A 20,993-nucleotide genomic window follows, 5' to 3' on the forward strand; every position below is an offset into this window, starting at 1 on the left:
GTTTTTAGTCTTCTTTTTATTAAAGTAAAAGTTTGTTTATTATCCAAAATTATTGTTCCTATATTCAGAAGGTGAAACACCAGTAAATGATTTAAATACTTTATGGAAATGGCTTTGATCATGAAAACCTAAGGTTAAGCCTATTTCTAAAATGCTACTAGTTGTAGTTACAAGCAATACTTTAGCCCTATCAATTCTTATTTTTTTTGCATATTTCATAATAGTCATGCCCATATGTTTCTTAAAGCAATCTGATATATAGCCTTCAGATAGATTTAATTCTCCAGATAATTTTTTTAATGAGATTTGGCTTTCAATATTAAGATGTAAGTGCTTCAGAATTCTATTTATGACAAAGTTATCTTTCACTTCAACGTCATTTATAAGGAGATTAATGTATGTATCTATCATTTGTATTTCAATAGTTTGTAAATCGTCTATAGTATTAAGGGTAGGGATTAAAGTATAGAATTTGTTGTATATTGGATGAAGATATCTCGTTAAAATGCCATTTTCAACTATTTCTCTAGTATACATAGCATTCCAAATAAGCAAATCGTTTTTCTTATCCTGTATAGATATCTCATCGGAAATTTCATCTAAATGCTTTTTTTTAACTATTTCTAAGATTTGCGGCTTTGCTCTAAGTTTTATTAAGAATGATATGTCATTATTAAAAATACTCATATCTGATATGAATGAATTATCCAAGGTAATTTCCTCCACACACTCTACTATTATAAATGTATATTAAATATATACATATTATATTAAATATGTACAAGTACAATCAAGTATTAGTAAGTAAGGTAGATGTAATTAATGAAGATTCATATGGTAAAAATAGTATAATTTTCGACTCGATTTTATGCTAAAAGTTAATAATATTATAGTATATATGTAAAGAAATTGAACTATCAGTGCGATAATAAAAAGAATATGTAAATTGTTATTGTAAAAATTAAAAGGGAAAATAATGCAAATAGATAACAGATTTGATTAAGTCAAATTGTTATTTGTTCAATTTTATGAAAAGGGGTAATAGTAATGAAAACGAAAAAGTTTAGGGTTAACACTATTCGCAGCAAACTAGTTATTAGCTTAATAGGAATTTGTGTGATTCCCCTAATAATATTAGGTTATGGTGCCAATATACAGGCTAAATCCATCCTTAATGAAAAGCTGAAATTAACAAGCCAGCAAACGCTTTTAGAAGTGAATGATGGAATTAGCAGCTATTTTGATGGATTCAGTAATATGATAACTATGACATCCACAGATTATAACTTTGTTAACAGTGATAAGAGTGAGCAAGCAGCATACATACCAGAAAGTCTAAAGAATTTAAAAGAAAGTAATAGTAATATTTTTAGTTCATATTTTGCAACTACTGATGGGAAATTTGATATATATCCCAATAGTAAAATGCCAGAAGGATTTGATCCAAGAGAAAGGCCTTGGTATAAGCAAGCTGTAGATAATAAAGGAAAAGTAATAATAACGTTACCGTTTACAGATGCTCAGACAGGGAAAAATGTTGTGTCTATTGCAAAGACAGTGGAAAGAGATGGGAAAGTCATAGGAGTTTGCGCTATGAATGTTTCTTTAGAGACACTTACAGAAAAAATAAGTATGAAAAAGATAGGAAGAACAGGATATGTTTTTATTTCTGATGTAGAAGGTAAAAGTATGATAGCGCATCCCAATAAAGATTTATTAGGAACTGATGCAGCATCTAAACAATCTTTTTGGAATGATGCTAAGACTAATGAAAAGGGATTTATAACGTATACCTTTAATAATACAAAGAAGTTTGGAGTATATGAAACTAATAATATTACAGGTTGGAAATTAGTAGCGACGTTAGATGAAAAAGAGCTGTCAAATGATACAAATTCAATATTAACTACAACTTTAATTATAATAGTAGTTATATGCTTTATTTCAATAGTTTTATCTTTATTATTAAGTAAAGGAATAGCACATAATATTAAGAAATTAAAAGAAGTATTTGAAAAAGCCTCAAGTGGAGATTTAACTGTCTCTATTACTTCATCTACAAAAGATGAATTTATGGATTTAGCTAATTCATTTAATGAAATGCTAAAGAATATTTCAGAGCTTATGAACAATGTAACTAAATCATCAAAAACAGTTTTGGAAACGTCATCGAATCTTGCAAGTATGTCTGAGGAAGTAACTGCATCTATAGGAGAGGTTGCAAAAGCAATAGAAGAGGTATCAGAAGGGGCAACAAATCAATCGCAAAATGCTCAAAATGGAGTTACAGAAATGAATGATTTGTCTAATAGATTAGATAAAATAAGTGTAAATTCTAATGAAATGGACAAACTATCAGCAAGCACCAAAGAATTAGGTGCTAAAGGATTATCTATGATAGATACACTAATAGAGAAATCAAAGAAAACTAAAATAGCTACAGGTGAAGTTGATAGCATAGTTAGAGATATGGATGAAAGTACTAGAAAGATAAATACTATATCTGAAACAATCTCGCAAATAACAGAGCAAACTAATTTACTGGCACTAAATGCAAGTATAGAATCTGCACGAGCAGGGGAAGCAGGAAAAGGTTTTGCAGTTGTAGCAGAGGAAATAAGAAAACTCGCGGAACAATCAAAATCATCAACAGAAGAAATCAAAGTTATTATTACAAATATCCAGAGTAAGTCTGATACAGCGGTTAAAGCAATTAAATCTACAGAAAGTGTAGTGACAGAGCAAGATTTAGCAGTAGGAAAGACACAGGAGATATTTAGCGAAATCCTTAGATCAATTGAAACGATGATAAGCAAGGTTGATGAGATAAAGACTTCTATTATTGATGTTGATGAGAAAAAGAAAAAAGCGGTATTAGAAATTGAGAATATATCACTAATATCACAGGAAACTGCTTCAGCTTCAGAAGAAGTAACTGCATCAACAGAGGAAATAACAGCAGTTATGGATAGATTCACAAAATATGCGGATGAGCTACAATTATTGGCGGAAAAGTTAGATGAAGAAATAAGTAAGTTTAAAATGACATAGGTAGAATTACAAGTTGAATTTGATGTAAAAATCTAATTCAACTTGTTCTTTATTTATAGGAATAATAATGAATTAAAGTTAATATTATCCTAGATAATTTAATTATTTAGTGGTATCATTATATAGAAAATTGGTATATTGGAGGTATGATTATGAAGAGTTTAAAAGGAAGCAAAACAGCAGTAAATTTAATGAAATCATTTGCAGGGGAAAGCCAAGCTAGAACTAGATATACTTACTATTCTAGTATTGCTAAAAAAGAAGGATTTGTGCAAATTGCAAACATATTCTTAGAAACAGCAGAACAAGAAAAAGAACATGCAAAAAGGTTTTATAAATTTCTTAAGGATGATTATGTTGACGAGCAGATAGAAATACAAGCATCTTACCCAGTCTCATTCCACGAAAGTACATTGAAAAATTTACTTGCAGCAGCTTCAGGCGAAAATGAAGAATGGACAGACCTTTATCCAAGTTTTGCAAAAACAGCTGAAGAGGAAGGATATCCAGAAATTGCAGTAGTTTATAGAAAGATAAGTGAAGTTGAAGCACGACATGAAGCTAGATATAAAAAACTAGCTAAAAATATTGAAGATGGAACAGTATTTAAGAAGGATGAAGTAACTCTTTGGAAGTGTGGCAATTGCGGATTTATATATGAAGGCAAAGAAGCACCAGCTGCATGTCCTGCATGTTCACATCCACAAGCATACTTTGAAGTATTTGTTGAAAATTATTAATATAGAAATCAATTAGACATACATTAAGGGGACGCTTATATTTAAGTTTAAATTAAGTGTTTCCTTTTTTGTGTTAGTATTTTTGAAAATTTAGACAGTTCATATTTACCGTGTTAAAATAAAAGAAGTATATAAAAATAAGACAGATGGTGAGTATATGATTAAAGCTAAATTAGAAAAGAATAAAAGTGGAAAAATAATATTTAAATTAAAAATAGATAGCGATTATAAAGAAAATATTTTATTTAAAAGAGCTATTATGGAATCAAAAGAAATTAAAGGACGATATCAATATGAAGTACCTTTAAGATTCTTTATTCCAATATGTAAGAATGTAGGTAGAGAGAATTTAGTATTAGATAAGAGATGCATATTATCTTATTTGGAATTCTCAGATTATTATGATGAAAATTATTATACAGATATAGATGCTACCGCAAAATATATGAAAAAATGGAGAGAAGAAGGTTGTCCTGATATTTATAGAATAACTATAGATAAAGATAGCTATGAAATAACAAAGGAGGTAGTCTTTAAGAAGCCTAAGGTAGTAATTAAGGACTTCAGTTTATAATATGTATTTTAAAAGAGAAATAAAAAAAGGAGTTATCTCAAATTGGAAGTAATTTGAGATGAAGCCTTTTTAATGCATTTCAGTATTATTGACTATAAATTACGCTTGCTATTATATTAGTAATTTCTAATGAATTGCTAGAGAGTAAAAATTCATGTATAGAACTTAGGTTTAAGGATTTAAGTAATAGCAAATCATTAGTATTAGCTTTGAAAATTTTATTGTTAATAGTAAATTTAAAGCTACCACTTACAACGTAAAAGCAAATGGCTATAAGTTCCTTATCTAATGGAACTTGATATTTGAATACACACTTTTTTCTAGGCGTAATATTTAAATGAACTAATTCACCATTATAATTCTCTCTTGTCATTAAGTTAAAAACAGAGGCTTTTCCATAAGTTTTTGTTTTCCAATCACCCATGAAGCTATCTTGTTCAAAGACTTTTAGTAATTTCTTATATTTATTTTCATGATCAAGGGTTATTTTGCCTTCAGTAACCATAAATTTACGTGAAACATTTGTAAGATCGCTAAAAGTAGATTCTGGTATATCAATTTTAGCTATACCAAGTCTCCATAAGAAGTTCCGGCTTGCATAATCAGAATCTACTGGATATGTTATTAATTCTGTCGCCATTCCACCAGACCAAAATGTCGGTTTATAGCTCTTTTCTCTTATTAATTCAACATCGTAGTTCATAAATTACTCTCCCTTTATTTATCACATATTTTATGTTCATTATATTAAAAGATATATGTATAATCAATAAAGATAAGTACAATATAAAGCATAATTAATTTTACTACTATGTAAGGGTTACTATTTTTAGATATATAAAGAATAGACATAAGATGCTTTAGTAAGTAAAATTAAAATAATAAGTAAAGTGAATAGCTAGATAAAATATCTATAGATTTATTAATTTGAGAACAATATGAAGTTCATGATTGATATGAAGTATAATTATAGGAGTTGTTTGTATGGAAAGCTTTATTAATAAGAAAATACTAAGAAAAGAAATTTTAGATAAGCGAAAAAAAATAGATGTAACAGAAAAAGAAAAAATGGATGAAAGAATATTAGAAACAGTTTATAGTAGCGAGTACTATAAATTGGCAAAAAATATTTTTGTTTATATATCGTTTGACACTGAAATAAATACAAGAGATTTTATAAAGGAATCTTTAAATAATAATAAAAGAATTTATGTTCCAAGGACTGAAATTAAAACTAGACTTATGGATGCAGTAGAAATTAAATCACTGGATAATTTGTCGGAGAGTTCATACGGAATACCAGAACCATCTATAAATGATCCATATATTGATCCAAACGAACTTGATTTAATTATAGTTCCAGGTGTAGCTTTTGACAAGCGTGGGGGAAGAGTTGGTTATGGAGCAGGTTTTTATGATAGATATTTCAAGAAAATTAACAAAGATAATATAAAAAGAATTACCAAATTAGCATTAGCATATGATTTTCAAGTACTTGATAAAGTTCCAACAAGTTATCATGATGTACCAGTAGATTACATTATAACTGAAAAAGAATTTATAAAGTTGGAATAATGTAATGGCGGATTAAAATAAACAGGGGGAATATATGGAATATATTGAAAGTAATTTTGGTTACCTAAAAGGAACCAAAATAGAAAAGTACTACGATCATCTGATAAAAGCAGAATTTTTATGCGAGTATTATCCAATAGTTACAAAGATTATTGTTAGAAAAGTAATGGAAATGCTTTTAAGAGATATAGCGCAGGACAGTGGAATGGATATGAATGTTTCTGCACTTACATTACTAAATGGTATTAAGTTAAAGTCTAATATTTCTTTTTCAGAAGAAAGTTATAATAATATAGAGATTATATTGGCTAACGGGTATGAGAACATTTCAAAAAGAGATAGAAATAGAAAGATACCTAAACATCCAATAGAAATTTTAAAAATAGCTCAAAAGGTTCTATATTACTATTTGAAAGAAAAAGAAAATTTGATGCTAGATATAAAGAATTTAAGTTTTAGTGCTCCTAGTACTATAGAATATATGAAGAAAGAACTTTTAAAGATCAATAACGATATTGCTCAAAGAGAAAATTTAATCAATAATCTTAGGAAAAAGATTCTTGAGGTAGATAGTTCTCCAAAGCGAATAAGTGAAATAAATAACATCATAATACTAATAAAAGAAGAAAAAGCTTATTTAGAAGAAATCCAAGATATATTAAATAGAAAAGTAGAAATGCAAAATAAATGTGTATTGAATATGGAAACGGATTATAAAACATATGAAAAAAAGCTTAATGAAATGAAAATTAAGTTTAATGAGAATGAAGAACTTCTTCTAGAAAAAGAGGGGCAGCTTCTAAAGGCTGAGATACAAAATCAAGAATTGAAAATATCGACTGAGGAGTTAGATGACGAAGATGAATCAATAAAAAGGATGAAAGTATCACTGGATGAAGAATTAAGAACATTAAGACACGCATATGAAAGTTTATTAAACTTAACAGAAGAATATAATGATATTGTTGAAACAATAGAATTTTCATATGATAATGAGCTACGAAAAGAATTAGAAGCTAAAAAGAACAGTATTCAAATAAAAATAAACTTTGAAGATGCTGTATTTAATGAGAATATAATTATTTACAATAAAAATATAGTGGAGTATAAAAGAAAAGCGTTAATATTTAAAGAACTAGTAAATGAAAATATAAAACGAGAAATTAGGCATGAAAAATTTTATGATGGATTTTTAAGACTATCAGGAAAAGAGCTTAAAATCGTATATACAATCATTAATAATATTACTTCAAGTTTTAATTTGATAAGTAAACCTAAGGAATTATTGGGTAGATATAATGAAGATAAGTTTTTAGAATTACTAAATAGAAATTTAGAGAATTTAAAAAACATTAATGATAATGAAATAAAGCTAATTTTATATTATAAATTAATAAGTTTGTCAAATGCGCCTTATGGGAAGATATACAATAGAAGAAAGTTTGTACAGACATTGGATTACATGGTAGAGAAAGCTTATGCTGTTTTAGTGCCAAAAAAGGATTTTAAAGCAAGAGCAAGAAAATTAGATGCAATAAATGAATATTATATGAATAGAACTATATCAGCATTAAAAAATAAAGGTTCAAATACACATATTACAGAAGAGCTTATAGAAAAGATTTATGATATAATCACAAAATTAAGACAAAGACCAGAAAATAAAGAGAAAAGGCTTTACTATGAAAAACTCGATTTAGATGTCATGACGGAGTCGGCCATTAAAGTAGCTATAAAATCTCAACCATATACATTTCTATATATGATAGCAGACTTAGCGAGCATTGATTCATATAAGGATATGTCTAGTATTATATTTCAAATTGAAAATTTAATTGAGAAAAGGTCTTTAATTAAAAATTTTTCTAATACCTATTTTATGGTTCTATTATATTTATCTAGCGATGCAATAGTTGTAAGCCAAAATCAGCAAGAAGAATTAGTACCATTAGCAGTGATGTTAATAACGAGTGTAAGTTTAGTCTCAGATAATGATTTTATAAATCTGGAAGGTTATAATGATTTGGTCAAGTTATGGAAACAAAAACAGCAAAAATATAACGATATCTGTATGAAGAAAGGGGAAAAGGAAAGTAGCTTAGCACTACTAATGAGAGAAAAATTAGAATTAGAAATTAACCAGAAAGAATTATCAGAAGCCTATGACTCATTATTGAGAAGGTATGGAAGTTACGAGAATGAATTTAAAAATCTAGTTATGAATTCAGAAAAAAGAGTTCTATTGCCATCATATTTTTACTATGATGATTTGTGCAATAAAAAGAAGCTAGCAGAAAAGCATATCAATGAATCAAAAAATAAAATCGGAACATTGAAAAGCATGTTTTCTATAGAGGTTTGGAAGGATCAAGCGAATAAGTTTATTAATGAATCCAATATGCTAGAAGCTGAAAAGTTGCTAATTAAAGAAGCAAAGCAAAAGCCTTACTTTAAAAAGGAATATTCAGTTTTCTTAGAATTAGAAGATCAAATTCAAAAAGTGAATGAATCTATACAAAAAAATAAGGAGATGCTGAGAAGCAAAGATGCACTAGTTGATAATATAGGAGGCAAAATTATTGACTTACAGAAGCAGTTAACGACTATGAAGAATGCGTATATAGACATAGAAAGTGGTTACTAAAAGGTTAATTGTAGATATATTATTATGATTTACTAAGTGTTATATTATTTTGCAGAAAGAGCATGAGTCTAGGCTCAGTAAGAAAATTGTGTAAACTAAAAAAATGAGGATGCCTTATTTTCAAGGGCATCCTCATTTTTTATATAAATTTTATAGTTCTTTATTTTCTATTTCTTTAACAATTCTCTCGATAAACGCATCTAATTTAACAGCGCCTTCATCGTCATTCTTTCTGCTTCTTACAGATACCTCATTATTAGCAGCTTCCTTTTCCCCAACAACTAAAATGTAAGGAGTTCTTTCAAGTCTAGCTTCTCTAATCTTATAACCAATTTTTTCAGCTCTATAATCAGTTTCAACTCTAATACCTTTATTCTTTAAGGCTTTTGTAACTGCTTCAGCATAATCATTGTACTTATCAGAGATTGGTAACACTTTGGCTTGAACTGGAGATAACCATGTTGGGAAAGCACCAGCGTATTCTTCTATAAGCATAGCTAAAGTTCTTTCATAACATCCAATTGATGATCTATGGATTATATAAGGACGTTTCTTTTCTCCGTCTTTATCTACATAACTCATATCGAATCTTTCAGCTAAAGCAAAGTCAATTTGAACTGTAAATAAAGTATCTTCTTTACCATGAACATTTCTAAATTGTAAATCAAGCTTTGGACCATAGAAAGCAGCTTCATCATCAGCTTCAACATAATTAATATTTAAGTGATCTAGGATATTTCTCATTGTATCTTGAGTTTTATTCCAAGCATCAGGATCATTGATATATTTTTCAGTATTATTTGGATCCCATTTAGAGAATCTATAAGTTATCTTTTCAGCAATTCCTAAAGTTCTCATTAAATATTGAATTAATTCAAGAACGCCCTTAAATTCTTCTTCTAATTGCTCAGGTGTAACAACTAAATGACCATCAGCTAAAGTGAATTGTCTAACTCTTATAAGACCATGCATCTCACCTGAAGCTTCATTTCTAAATAAAGTAGAAGTTTCACCGTATCTGAGTGGAAGATCTCTATAACTGTGTTGTTCAGCATTATAAATTGTATATTGGAATGGGCAAGTCATTGGCCTTAAAGCAAATACTTCATCGTCCTTTTCTTCATCACCTAATACAAACATACCATCTTTGTAATGATCCCAGTGACCAGAAATCTTATACAAATCGCTTTTAGCCATAAGTGGAGTCTTAGTTAAAAGATAACCTCTTTTTTCTTCCTCATCTTCAACCCATCTTTGAAGAAGTTGAACTATTTTTGCTCCTTTAGGCATTAATAATGGAAGTCCTTGACCTACATTTTCATCAGTTGTAAATAGTTTTAATTCTCTACCAAGTTTATTGTGATCTCTCTTTTTAGCCTCTTCTAAAGCTTCTAGGAAAGCATCTAAGTCTGATTTCTTTAAGAAAGCAGTACCATAGATTCTTGTAAGCATCTTATTTTTTTCATTCCCCTTCCAGTAAGCACCAGCACTTCTAGTAAGTTTAATTGCTTTAACTGATTTTATTGACATAAGATGAGGACCAGCACATAAGTCTGTGAAATCACCCATTTTATAGAATGAGATTATTTCATTTTCAGGAAGATCGTTTATTAATTCAACTTTGTAAGGTTCATCCTTCATTAATTCTAAAGCTTCATTTCTTGGAAGCTCAAATCTAGATATTTCTGGATTTTCCTTAATTATTTTTTGGATTTCTGCTTCAAGTTTGTCTAAGTCGGCAGCAGTGAATGCACTTTCTCTATCGAAATCATAGTAGAAGCCAGTTGCAATTGAAGGTCCTATAGCTAACTTTGTTTCAGGGAATAATCTTTTTACAGCATAAGCTAAAACGTGAGATATGCTATGTCTTAGGGCATCTTTACCTTCTTGAGAGTCAAATGTGCATATGCTTAACTCAACATCTTCATTTATTTCTTTTCTAAGGTCTTCAACTTTTCCATTAACTATACCGCAGCAAGCATTTCTAGCTAAACCTTCACTAATTGATTTCGCAATTTCATAAATAGATAAACCAGCTTCTAGTTCTTTAATTGATCCGTCTTTTAAAGTTACTTTTATCATTTTAAAACTCCTTTCAGATTTAAGAAAATTTTGATTTTGTGACTTGTTAAATTTTAATAATAATATCGTTAAGAAAAGTTATTACTAAAATCATACATTTTTGCAAACAAAAAAACCTCATCTCTAAAAATAGAGACGAAGTAATATCCGTGGTTCCACTCTAATTACCTAGAACAGATTGATTAAAATAGGTCAAATAAAATAAACATTAAAACCTTTTTAAAAATCAGTTAAATAGGCCACTTAAATTTATCGTAACGTGATAATTACGGGCTTTATTAGGGCCACTCAGAGGTGGTTTTCAGTCTAAATTTATATAAGAATAATCGCACCAACATATTCTCTCTCTGAAAAATAAGATTTTAGCTTACTGTCCTCATCAACGTGTTTATTTATTATATTAATATTCTTAATTATAAGCACATGATTTTTAGATGTCAACTAATTAACAAAAAAAATACAAAAGATATTAAGAATCTCAGAATATATTGGATATTTTAACAAAATTATAATAAGGCTTTAACCTAGAATTTATTAAAATCAAATAAAATTTATGTATATTAGATTGTATTTAGTATTTTTTTCAGGAGGTAAAGATGAATAGAAGTATTAAAGTTAAAATTATTATGTTCTTAATACCAATGTTATTAATTGCATTTATAGCTTTGTCGGGAATAGGATATAGATTTGCAAGTAAGTCATTAAAAGAGAGTAACTTAAATGTAATGGAAGAGATGACGAAAACTGCTGCATCACGAGCAGATGATCAAATAAAAAGTGAGATTAGGAACCTTGAAGTAATTGCAAGCAATCCGATAATAACGGATAAGAATGTGCAAATAGAAGAAAAAATTCAAATACTTAAACCAGCATTGAAAACAGTTGGACAATTAGAAATGAGCATAAGTGATAAAGATGGAAATTCAATAGATACTTTAGGAAATAAGAAATCAATAAAGACAACACAAAGTTTTATGAAATCAATAAATGGTGAAAATTCAATAACCAATCCATATATAGATCCAGTCACAAAGAAAAAAGTCATATCATATTCAGTACCTATCAAGGATTCTTCAAATGGTATTATAGGAATTATTACCTCGATAAAAGATTGCAAAGATTTTGCTTCTTTAAACAAAGAAACTAATTTTTTGAAAACGGGAAATTTATTAATTGTAGATAGTAATGGTAATTTTATAGTTTCAGAAGATGAGAGCTTGGTAAATGAGAATAAAAATATAACCAATATGACCTCTGATAAAGAAAATTTACAAGATCTAAATAACATAGGAAAAAGTATGACAATTGGGACCCAATCTGGAACAGGAAAATATACTTATGAGGGTAAAGAAAGATATATATCATATAGCCCGATAGGGAAAACAGGTCTTGCCATAGGAATCACAGTAGAAGAAAAAGATCTACTAAGTGCATTAAACAGTTTAGCTTTTATTGATATTATAGTGACTGTTATTATGACGCTACTAATATTAACTATTATAATAGGCTTTACAATTATAGTTGTAAACAGGTTACTTGGGGCGAAGTATTATGTAGATAGTATTGCTAAAGGTGATTTTTATACTAAAGTTGATGATAAATATACTAAGGGTAATGATGAAATAAGTGAAATATGCCTAAGTGTAAGCCAAGCTAAAGAGTCAGTAGGAAAGATGATAGAGGCAGTAAGAGAGGATTCAAATATAGTTAGAGAAGGTTCTGTATCGTTAAATCAAATTGCAGAAGAACTATCAATTCTTACAGAGGAAATATCAGCATCCATAGGAGAGGTTTCTAATAATACTAATAAACAAAGTCATGACTTTGTACAGATAAGCACTAAGCTTGAAAACTTTGGTGAAAATATAACTGAAGTTAAGAATAATGTTCATTCAATTAATGAAGATATTGCAATAATAAATGACAAATCTTTAAAAGGGACTAAAGACATAGAAGAATTAAATGGCGGAATTATAAGTGTTAATGATAGTTTCGAAAAGTTTTTAATCAGCATAGAGTATATACAAGGTGATATGAAAAATGTTAATGGAATTACGAATATTATAAATGGAATATCTGAACAAATAAATCTTCTAGCACTTAATGCTGCTATTGAAGCAGCTAGTGCAGGAGATGCAGGACGAGGGTTTAGTGTAATAGCATTAGAAGTGAAAAAGCTTTCAGACAAAAGTAAGGAGTCTGCACAGAATATTTATAAGATAATAAATAGGCTTATAAATATAATAAATAAACTTGTAGAAGAGTCTAAAAATATGGAGAGTGAGTTGCATGAGCAGAAGGAAATGATTTATAATGCATCAAGTTCATTTTCAGAAATAGCACTTCTAGTTAAAGAAATAGCACCTAAAGTATCTAATATAGATAGTGTGTTTAATAATATTAATCACAGCAAAGATTTAATTGTTGAAACTGTATATGAGTTATCAGGAGAAATAACAGAGACATCAAATTCCTTGGAGCAAGTAACTAATTCATCAGTGCAGCTTGCACGACTTGCAGAGAAAGTTAACAGTAGTTCTGATATTTTACTAGATAGAGCAGATGATTTGCTTCAAAAAGTTAATCAATTTAAAATCAAAGAAGAGGATTTAACAAAAGATACCGACATATCTGAACAAAATTCAAAAGCAAATAATCAATATGAAGAAAAATCATATTCCAGTGGGGGAGGAGAGTTAGACACTAAGAATAAGAGGTTAGAAAAAGCGAATTTATTAAATAAGTTTGAAGACTCAATAGATAGTTATCAATATGAAAGAAATCTAGATCTTGATTTGGAAAAAGAATTAAAGGAATTATCAATGTTACCAGAGGAAGAAATTAATTTGGAATTTAGCAATTGTGGGACAAGTGATCTGGATTTATCACTGGCAGAACACTTTGTTGATTTAAGTGTATCTCCGCTGGAAAAGTTGGAAGTAGATACATCAACTAAAGATTTTGGATGGGGATGCTCTAAGATAACAGAAATTAAAGAATATATTAAGCAAAAAGATGAAGGAGAATGCCCGGAGGATGATTTAGGAAGATATAATATATCATAGTTTGTTATATAAATATATCTAAAAAATCATAACAAATGTATAAAATTTAATATTGATTTAAAATATTGAATAGATGTATAATATTGGTAGGCAGATGTGGCGGAATTGGCAGACGCACTAGACTTAGGATCTAGCGCCTTTTGGTGTAAGGGTTCGACTCCCTTCATCTGCACCAATAAGCGGGAATGACTCAATGGTAGAGTGTCACCTTCCCAAGGTGGACGTTGCGGGTTCGAGCCCCGTTTTCCGCTCCAGTAAGAATATAAAGATTAAATTAAAATAACAAATATCTAAAACAAAAATTTGTTTTAGATATTTGTTATTTTAATTTACACATGGTTACTAAGATAAATTTAATTATATAACATAATAAGTTAATAATTGTCTTCAATCAATTTGTCTAAAGTTAAGTTAACAATCATTTCTTCAGAGTAAAATTTTTCACCCATTATTTTAAATATTACTTCTGATTTTTTATAACCTTCTTTATAAAGCTTTAAGTTTCTTGTAATTCTTTTAAGAGTGTTTCTAGGTATATTTAATTCTAATGCTAGCTCCTTAAAAGAATAATAATCTTTTTTTAGCATATCGTATAGTTTATTTTGAAGATCTAACTTATATCTATAATCAACTTCTTTAGATTGGTGGGGACCATATTTTCCTCTATGATGGGAAGGACATAAATATTTATAATTTAGTTCTATATCAAAGCCACCTTCACTTCTGTGAACAATATGATGTATATCAGCTTCGGCATTACATATTTCACATAAAGACAATTTTTAATCCTCCTTAGAATCTACCCTATATAAAAATATATTAATTGTTAAAATTTATTTAAATTAAAAAAATAATAGAATTCTTAATATAATAATATGATAACTGTAAATAACTTGACATTTAATATTATAAAGTAATAAATAAGAAATATCAATTTGAATATCTATAATAAAAGTCTAAAATTTTGTAATAAAATAATAAAATGGGGATAATATATTAATATGTATATATTAAACAAATTTATCCAAGAATAAACAATTATGAGATAAATGAGTTATAATATAATTAGAGAACAAAAGATAACTATTAATAATATATTTTATAAAATATTAGTTGGGAAGGTGAGTAAAGTGTGGGAAGTTTATAATTCATTTAATTATTGGGAAAACGTTATCAGTAGGAACAAGACAATAAGAGGACATATGTTTATGCAGAAACCACCAACAGAAAGAAGTATTTATTTTCATACCCTTATATTTGGAAACAATAATGGTATAAATAATATATGGGGATATTTCCCTAATAGAAAGTGTTTGATTGGTTATCTTCAATATTCGTTCTTGCAGGAAGCTTTTTATAAGTGGATATATGGAAAAGAAAAATTAATTACTAGGATTCCACATTTAACTGTTGATAAGATCATTCGTGAGGGAGAAAAACTAAAGAAAATAGACAAAGAAGTTGCAAGTAATATGAGGAGAGACTATGATTTCTTAAGTAGCTTATGGAATATTCCATCTGAAAAGGCTCAAGCTAGATTAGATAAATTCCCAGCAGAGTTTAATAAGAAGTGGATGGGGGATAACACAGAATTTTTATATATAAAAATTTTCAAGACTCCAGAGGAACTTGGAGAATTTGTAATTTCATCTTCGTTATTAACAAATACAAAAGAAGAATTAGAAAATAGAATAGGAATGTCTATTGATGAGTGGGAAGATATCTGCAAAAATGCAATAAGTGATCCTAATAAAGGAGAAGTATTCAGAGAGATTCTACTAAAAAAATTAAGCGAAGTATTTTAAAAGATTAATATATAATTTAAGGAGCTATAATTAGCAGATTAGAATCTGCTAATTATAGCTCCCTTTTAATTATAAAGCACTATAAACTTTGAATAGTATATTTTTAAATTATACTTTCAACAGAAGAGATACTTTGAGAAGAAATTCCAAGCATCTCACCAGTAAAGCCAAGGCCTTCTTCAGTAGTAGCCTTAATATTTATTTTATTAATATCTATATTCAGAGCAATTGAAATGTTCTTTCTCATATTCTCAATATGAGGCAGCATTTTTGGTTTTTGAGCTATTATTGTAGCGTCTATGTTGTTTATGGCATAGCCGGACTTAAGAAGCAATTTACCTGTTTCTTCAAGAAGTATGATACTAGATATTCCACTAAATCTACTATCTGTATCAGGGAAATGTTTGCCTATATCGCCAAGAGCACAAGCGCCCAATAAAGAGTCTATTATAGCGTGGATAAGAACATCCGCATCGGAATGACCTAGCAGCCCCTTCTCATATGGAATTTCTACTCCACCTAAAATTAATTTTCTATTTTCAACTAATCTATGAACATCATATCCTAATCCAATTCTCATATAATCACCTCATTATGTGTTTTATTATTTTACTATTCTAACATATTATGAGGCTTTTTATATAAATAATTATACTAATTTAAAATACGTCTACGTTTATTTGTTGACATGTTGTTCAAAGAGCTTGTTTTGGGTTTAATATAAAATTTAATGTTAAACCAAGAAATAAATCTATTTATATGAAAATGTATAAAGGTTGTTCTACGTCTTTTTACAAAATCTACATATATAATTTTTCCTCTCATTAATAATCTCCAAAATATTGCTTTTAAATTAAATTTAGATAAAGAAAATTTTATAGATAAATAGCTTTATATGCTATAATATCATAGTATGAAGAACTTATACAAAGGGTTAATATTTTAAAGAGGTGTTAATTTTATGGAAAATTTGGGCTTTAGTAAAGACAAATATGTATTTTCATCTATGCCGTCAATGTTCCTAATAGGAGATACTGCAGAGGATATTAGAAAAAAACAGATATCTTTATTTATAAATGAATTAAGCTCATATAATGTTTTACTTAAAGATTTAGTAAACTTTCCGATTAAAGAAGCTGACAGAAATATAGCTTTAAATATAGCTTATTATATAGCTAGTGATGAGGATTTACTAAGAATAATCAATGAAAAAAGAGTTTTACCGATAGCTAAAATAAGTAAGTTAACTAGGATAAAATCTGAGATTATAAATAAACTTAGGGACTACATAATAGCTTATTGCATTATAATAACTAATTCAAATTATAAATTTATTCAAGATTATCTAAGAATAAAATTAAAAGAAGATAATCAAGTTGTAAGCATTTCAAGTAAAAATCAACAACTATATAAAGGGATAGTAATAAAAGCTTTTAAAAATTCAGCATATATATTAACTTCAAAAGGAGAATTTTTAAAGATAAAGACTTCTAATAAATCAAAGGTTGGAGATGTATGTGAAGGAAAAGAAAAGAAAGGTATTAGGGGATACAAAATACATATATCAATATTACTATTTATATTAATATTGATTGGTAGTGGTATAACTATTGAATATAGGACAACACAGAGCATAATAGTTATAGAAACAACTTCTAATATAAAGATTCATATTAATAAGTTTCACAAAGTTATATATGCCTATTCGCCTACAGATAAAGGAAAAGAACTTATAGGAAATATTGATGTTTTGAATAAAGATGTTGATGAGGCTATATCGGAGATCTTTGAATATGCATTGGATAATGAAATGTTAGATTTAAGTAGGAAGGCATTAATAACAATTAATGGACAAGCTTTAAAATATGGAGAGCTTACTAAAACAAATAAATTTATATACGAACATAATATACCTATAGCTATAAATAATGCAGGAAATCAACAAAAATTACCCAAATACTCAACTGAAGATAGCAAGGAAGAAAAAAAATAACTCTTTATTTAAGAGTTATTTTTTAGTTTGTGCTAAAACTTCCTTAAAAGTATTCATATCATATTTTGAACTAATATAAATTCTATCAAGTTTAAGAATATTATCATCTCTATCGGAGAGTCCTCTCTTAGTAGTAAATGCTAACGTATAGCCTGAATTTTTAGCGGCGATAATACTATCATCATTAAAATCTCCAAATGGATAGGCAACAGCTTCAACTTTTTTTTCTGTTATTGATTCCAAAGTTTCTTTTGATTCCTTCAATTCATTTAATTGCTTATCATATGGAAGCTGATTAAGTTTGGGATGACTAACAGTATGGCTTTCTATATCTATTCCGTAATCAGACATTTCTTTTATAGCCTCTTTTGATAAATAATAGGAACCATCTAGATCTGATGTTATACAAAATATTGTTGCTACCATATTTAGATTTTTCAAAATTGGAAAAGCATTGTAGTAATTATCCATATAGCCATCATCAAAAGTGATAACTATGCTCTTCTCAGGAATTGGGGAATTGTTTAATAAGTAGTTTTTTAGTTCATCTAAAGTTAATGTTGTATAACCCTGATTTTTTATGTACTCAAGCTGTATCCGAAGATTTTCTGGAGTTATTGTAACCTCATTCTCAGCCGGTTCTCTCACTGAATGGTAATATAATACGGGAACTCCTCTATTGTCAGTAATTAAATTTGAATTATTAAAAGATCTTTCATTTTGAAGTGTACTTTTGTCTACATTGGAAGGATCTTTTTTTAATATATTTTCATATCCAACATGATTTTCATCAATACTTGTATTATCGGAACCATGATTAGAAGCTATAGAATTTTTATAAGATATATTGTGTGTTATTAGGTAAATAGAAAACATTACAAACAATAAGCTGAATACCAAAATACTTAAGGAAGTTTTATTTTTGAAAAGTCTTTTGTAAGAAATGTTCCTTGGTGGTAAAGTTCCTTTTAACATGTTGTTATTATTCACCTCCTTGTAATTAAAACAAATATAATTTTCTTTTATAATTATACCCTAAACTTAAAGAAAAACTACAAGACCTAATATAAGTCATTTGTGATATATATTCTAATTAAAATTCTAAATCTCAGCCTTAATTGAGCCCTTAGATTACCAAGGATTTAGATGTAAATTTATTATTGAAAGATATTATATAAAAAATTTATTTTTATATAGTTTTAGCGGAATAACTTATTGAAAAAAGTAGCATAATATAAAAATAGTACAACTTACTAACATTATCCACATTCGCTTGTGGATAAAATGTTATAAAGCTGTTAACATACATAATTTTACATGTTGGTTTTGTGGATATAAAATATATTATGTCGCAAAATGCATAAATCAGGGAGGCGCTAAAATGGGTATTATAGCTAATATAACGGGGCTATTAATAGTAAGTTCAATGTTATCCACTGCTTGTCCACAGGAAATGTTTATAACTAATAAAATGCAAAGTGAAAGCAAAATTAAAATTGTGGATAAATCTATAACTAAAAATCTAAATTACTTAAAATTAGACATAAATATACCTAGATTAGTAGGTGGAAATGATGAAAAAAGAATAAATTTGATAAATAATGTAATTAGTCAAGATATTTTGCCAAGAGCTGAGGAGTCTGAAAAAACAGCGAAAGAATACTTCGGAGAAAAGGGACAAGAAACCCCAAGATTTCCATATGAAATTTATTCAAGATACACAACCTCAGAAGATAATAATCAAATTCTTAGCCTATATAATGACTATTATGAGTTTCTTGGTGGAGCTCATGGTATGACAACAAGGACTTCATATACAATAGATAAGAAGAAAGAAGCGCTGCTAACTTTAAAGGAATTATTCAGTGAAGGATATAATTATTCTGACATAATAAATAAAGAAATAGAAAATCAAATAAAAGAGAATCCAGAAAATTATTTTGATTCAGGTAATGTATTTAAGGGCATTAGTGAAAATCAAAGTTTTTATATAAGAGACGATAACCTAGTAATATACTACCAGCTGTATGATATAGCGCCATATGTATTTGGAATCCCTGAATTTAAAATTCCCCTAAAACTATTTGATAAGGATTTTGTTTATTATAAAAATTGGGATTTGGGAAGCAAGAAGTAGATAATAATTTTAATTAGATAGGTCATTAAATAATAAGCTAATTGACATCTCATGATCAACTTTAACTTATAGACTTAAAATAGATAGTAATAAATAATAGAACAAATTTAAATAAAAGGAATATAAATAGAAGTTAAATCATAGCAATTCATAAAAATATACCATATAGGATTATATTATCTATCCTGTATGGTATATTCTACTTAATACTATGATTTAACTTATTGTTACTAATATTTTTTTAATTATTATAGGCACTAGTGTTTTGATTTCCTCTAAATCCATAACCATCTGAAATTATTCTGCCTATTCCAGTTACCTTACCAGTTATGCATCCTCTGCAGTGTGCAGGTGTATCGCCTGTACATATTTTACCTGGATATAATGCATAAAGCTTTCTATATTCACCTTCAGTAACGTTAGGCATTACAACATTAGCACCGCTTTGAAGTGCAACTATTCTTCCGTTTGGAGTTAAAGATTCCATTGCGGTTGTTGCAGGAATATTTATATCAGGAAGTATTAATCTGGTTAAAGCCATAACCTTTAATGCTAGAGTAAGATTTCCACCTTGAGCATCCTTTAAAGGTGTATCTTCATTTGGTATAAATGGACCTATACCAATCATATCTGCATTAATTTCTTTAAAGAAAAGTATATCACTAGCTATAGATTCTAATGTTTGATTTGGTAGACCAACTAGAATACCACTTCCAACTTCATATCCTAAGTCTCTTAAATTCTTTAAACAATTTAATCTTTCCTCGAAGCTCATGTTAGGATCCATATCTTCATAGAGCTTCTTATCAGTAGTTTCAATTCTTATTAAATATCTATCAGCTCCAGCTTCTTTAAATGCTTTATATTCCTCATAAGTTTTTTCACCTAAACTTAAGGTTAAAGCGACATTTAATTTCTTTATCTCTTTTACTATGTTTGTCATTCTTTCTTTAGTAAAATAATCATCTTCTCCACCTTGAAGCACAAGTGTTTTGTAGCCATAGCTAACAGCCTTTTTAGCAAAGTCTAGAATTTCTTCTTCAGTTAATCTATATCTTTCAAGATTTTTATTGTCTCTACGTAAACCACAATAAAGGCAATTTCTTTTGCAGATATTTGTAAATTCTATAAGCCCTCTTAAATGAACATAATCCCCTAAGTATTTTTGACGTACTTCATCAGCGGCTTTAAATAGTTCTTCATTTATATCATCGTTTTGTAGTAATTTAAGTATTTCATCTTTATTTAACTCATGTGTAATTTTAGCTTTTTCAATAATTTTATTCATAGTTCCTCCTAAGTTAAAAGAAATTAATAGCTAACTGAT

16 protein-coding genes, 2 tRNA genes and 1 other annotated feature are annotated in these 20,993 nt (G+C 28.2%); of the genes, 11 read left to right on the forward strand and 7 right to left on the reverse strand.

The window, feature by feature from the left end:
* Positions 1-39 precede the first annotated feature (39 nt).
* A complete protein-coding gene (locus tag L3B96_RS22555; protein WP_011967636.1) occupies positions 40-711 on the reverse strand; it encodes a helix-turn-helix domain-containing protein in 672 nt (223 codons plus the stop codon).
* 336 nt (positions 712-1,047) lie between these two features.
* On the opposite strand from L3B96_RS22555, the gene L3B96_RS22560 reads away from it, so the two are divergent.
* From L3B96_RS22560 to L3B96_RS22570, 3 genes are all read left to right on the forward strand, one after another.
* Positions 1,048-3,051, forward strand: coding sequence for a methyl-accepting chemotaxis protein (locus L3B96_RS22560; RefSeq protein WP_077830000.1), 2,004 nt, complete (start codon positions 1,048-1,050; stop codon positions 3,049-3,051).
* A 152-nt stretch (positions 3,052-3,203) separates the two neighbouring features.
* Positions 3,204-3,791 (forward strand): rubrerythrin, encoded by a 588-nt coding sequence (gene rbr / locus L3B96_RS22565; protein WP_011967638.1) that lies wholly within the window; start codon positions 3,204-3,206, stop codon positions 3,789-3,791.
* Between the two features lie 157 nt (positions 3,792-3,948).
* Complete coding sequence (locus L3B96_RS22570) at positions 3,949-4,365, forward strand: hypothetical protein (protein WP_011967639.1); 417 nt, start codon at positions 3,949-3,951, stop codon at positions 4,363-4,365.
* 85 nt (positions 4,366-4,450) lie between these two features.
* On the opposite strand, the gene L3B96_RS22575 is transcribed toward L3B96_RS22570, so the two are convergent.
* A complete protein-coding gene (locus tag L3B96_RS22575; RefSeq protein ID WP_238948646.1) occupies positions 4,451-5,068 on the reverse strand; it encodes a HutD family protein in 618 nt (205 codons plus the stop codon).
* 281 nt (positions 5,069-5,349) lie between these two features.
* On the opposite strand from L3B96_RS22575, the gene L3B96_RS22580 reads away from it, so the two are divergent.
* Both L3B96_RS22580 and L3B96_RS22585 read left to right on the forward strand, forming a co-directional pair.
* Complete coding sequence (locus L3B96_RS22580) at positions 5,350-5,940, forward strand: 5-formyltetrahydrofolate cyclo-ligase (RefSeq protein ID WP_238948647.1); 591 nt, start codon at positions 5,350-5,352, stop codon at positions 5,938-5,940.
* A 34-nt stretch (positions 5,941-5,974) separates the two neighbouring features.
* Complete coding sequence (locus tag L3B96_RS22585; RefSeq protein WP_238948648.1) at positions 5,975-8,584, forward strand: hypothetical protein; 2,610 nt, start codon at positions 5,975-5,977, stop codon at positions 8,582-8,584.
* Between the two features lie 150 nt (positions 8,585-8,734).
* Here L3B96_RS22585 and thrS read toward each other — a convergent pair whose 3' ends face one another.
* Positions 8,735-10,666: a threonine--tRNA ligase gene (gene thrS, locus L3B96_RS22590; protein ID WP_238948649.1), complete on the reverse strand. Its 1,932-nt coding sequence runs from the start codon at positions 10,664-10,666 to the stop codon at positions 8,735-8,737.
* Positions 10,667-10,794: 128 nt separating this feature from the next.
* Positions 10,795-11,058: a binding site (T-box leader), on the reverse strand.
* Between the two features lie 204 nt (positions 11,059-11,262).
* On the opposite strand from thrS, the gene L3B96_RS22595 reads away from it, so the two are divergent.
* The 3 genes from L3B96_RS22595 (at position 11,263) to L3B96_RS22605 (ending at position 13,985) form a co-directional block, all read left to right on the forward strand.
* On the forward strand, positions 11,263-13,731 hold the full coding sequence (locus L3B96_RS22595) for a methyl-accepting chemotaxis protein (RefSeq protein ID WP_077829996.1): 2,469 nt from the start codon (positions 11,263-11,265) through the stop codon (positions 13,729-13,731).
* A gap of 90 nt (positions 13,732-13,821) precedes the next feature.
* Positions 13,822-13,906, forward strand: a tRNA-Leu gene (locus L3B96_RS22600).
* A gap of 4 nt (positions 13,907-13,910) precedes the next feature.
* Positions 13,911-13,985: transfer RNA gene (locus L3B96_RS22605), tRNA-Gly, on the forward strand.
* 120 nt (positions 13,986-14,105) lie between these two features.
* Here the strand turns inward: L3B96_RS22605 and L3B96_RS22610 are convergent.
* Entirely contained in the window at positions 14,106-14,510 is a 405-nt protein-coding gene (locus L3B96_RS22610) for an HNH endonuclease signature motif containing protein (RefSeq protein ID WP_011967645.1), read from the reverse strand.
* Between the two features lie 429 nt (positions 14,511-14,939).
* Between L3B96_RS22610 and L3B96_RS22615 the strand changes: the two genes are divergently transcribed.
* On the forward strand, positions 14,940-15,536 hold the full coding sequence (locus tag L3B96_RS22615) for a hypothetical protein (RefSeq protein WP_023974744.1): 597 nt from the start codon (positions 14,940-14,942) through the stop codon (positions 15,534-15,536).
* A 103-nt stretch (positions 15,537-15,639) separates the two neighbouring features.
* Here the strand turns inward: L3B96_RS22615 and ispF are convergent, their stop codons facing one another.
* The gene (gene ispF, locus L3B96_RS22620) at positions 15,640-16,116 is read right to left on the reverse strand and encodes a 2-C-methyl-D-erythritol 2,4-cyclodiphosphate synthase (RefSeq protein WP_011967647.1); all 477 of its coding nucleotides are present in this window, start codon (positions 16,114-16,116) and stop codon (positions 15,640-15,642) included.
* 381 nt (positions 16,117-16,497) lie between these two features.
* On the opposite strand from ispF, the gene L3B96_RS22625 reads away from it, so the two are divergent.
* A complete protein-coding gene (locus L3B96_RS22625; RefSeq protein WP_171787332.1) occupies positions 16,498-17,529 on the forward strand; it encodes an anti-sigma factor domain-containing protein in 1,032 nt (343 codons plus the stop codon).
* A 15-nt stretch (positions 17,530-17,544) separates the two neighbouring features.
* Here the strand turns inward: L3B96_RS22625 and L3B96_RS22630 are convergent, their stop codons facing one another.
* A complete protein-coding gene (locus L3B96_RS22630; RefSeq protein ID WP_238948650.1) occupies positions 17,545-18,504 on the reverse strand; it encodes a polysaccharide deacetylase family protein in 960 nt (319 codons plus the stop codon).
* A 406-nt stretch (positions 18,505-18,910) separates the two neighbouring features.
* On the opposite strand from L3B96_RS22630, the gene L3B96_RS22635 reads away from it, so the two are divergent.
* Positions 18,911-19,666, forward strand: coding sequence for a DUF3298 and DUF4163 domain-containing protein (locus L3B96_RS22635; protein WP_238948651.1), 756 nt, complete (start codon positions 18,911-18,913; stop codon positions 19,664-19,666).
* A 241-nt stretch (positions 19,667-19,907) separates the two neighbouring features.
* On the opposite strand, the gene hydE is transcribed toward L3B96_RS22635, so the two are convergent.
* Positions 19,908-20,954 carry a [FeFe] hydrogenase H-cluster radical SAM maturase HydE gene (gene hydE / locus L3B96_RS22640; RefSeq protein WP_238900650.1) on the reverse strand — a complete coding sequence of 349 codons (1,047 nt, stop codon included), beginning with the start codon at positions 20,952-20,954 and terminating at the stop codon, positions 19,908-19,910.
* Positions 20,955-20,993 lie beyond the last annotated feature (39 nt).

The sequence above is a fragment of the Clostridium sp. YIM B02569 genome (genome assembly GCF_022320765.1).
Taxonomy (GTDB): domain Bacteria; phylum Bacillota; class Clostridia; order Clostridiales; family Clostridiaceae; genus Clostridium; species Clostridium beijerinckii.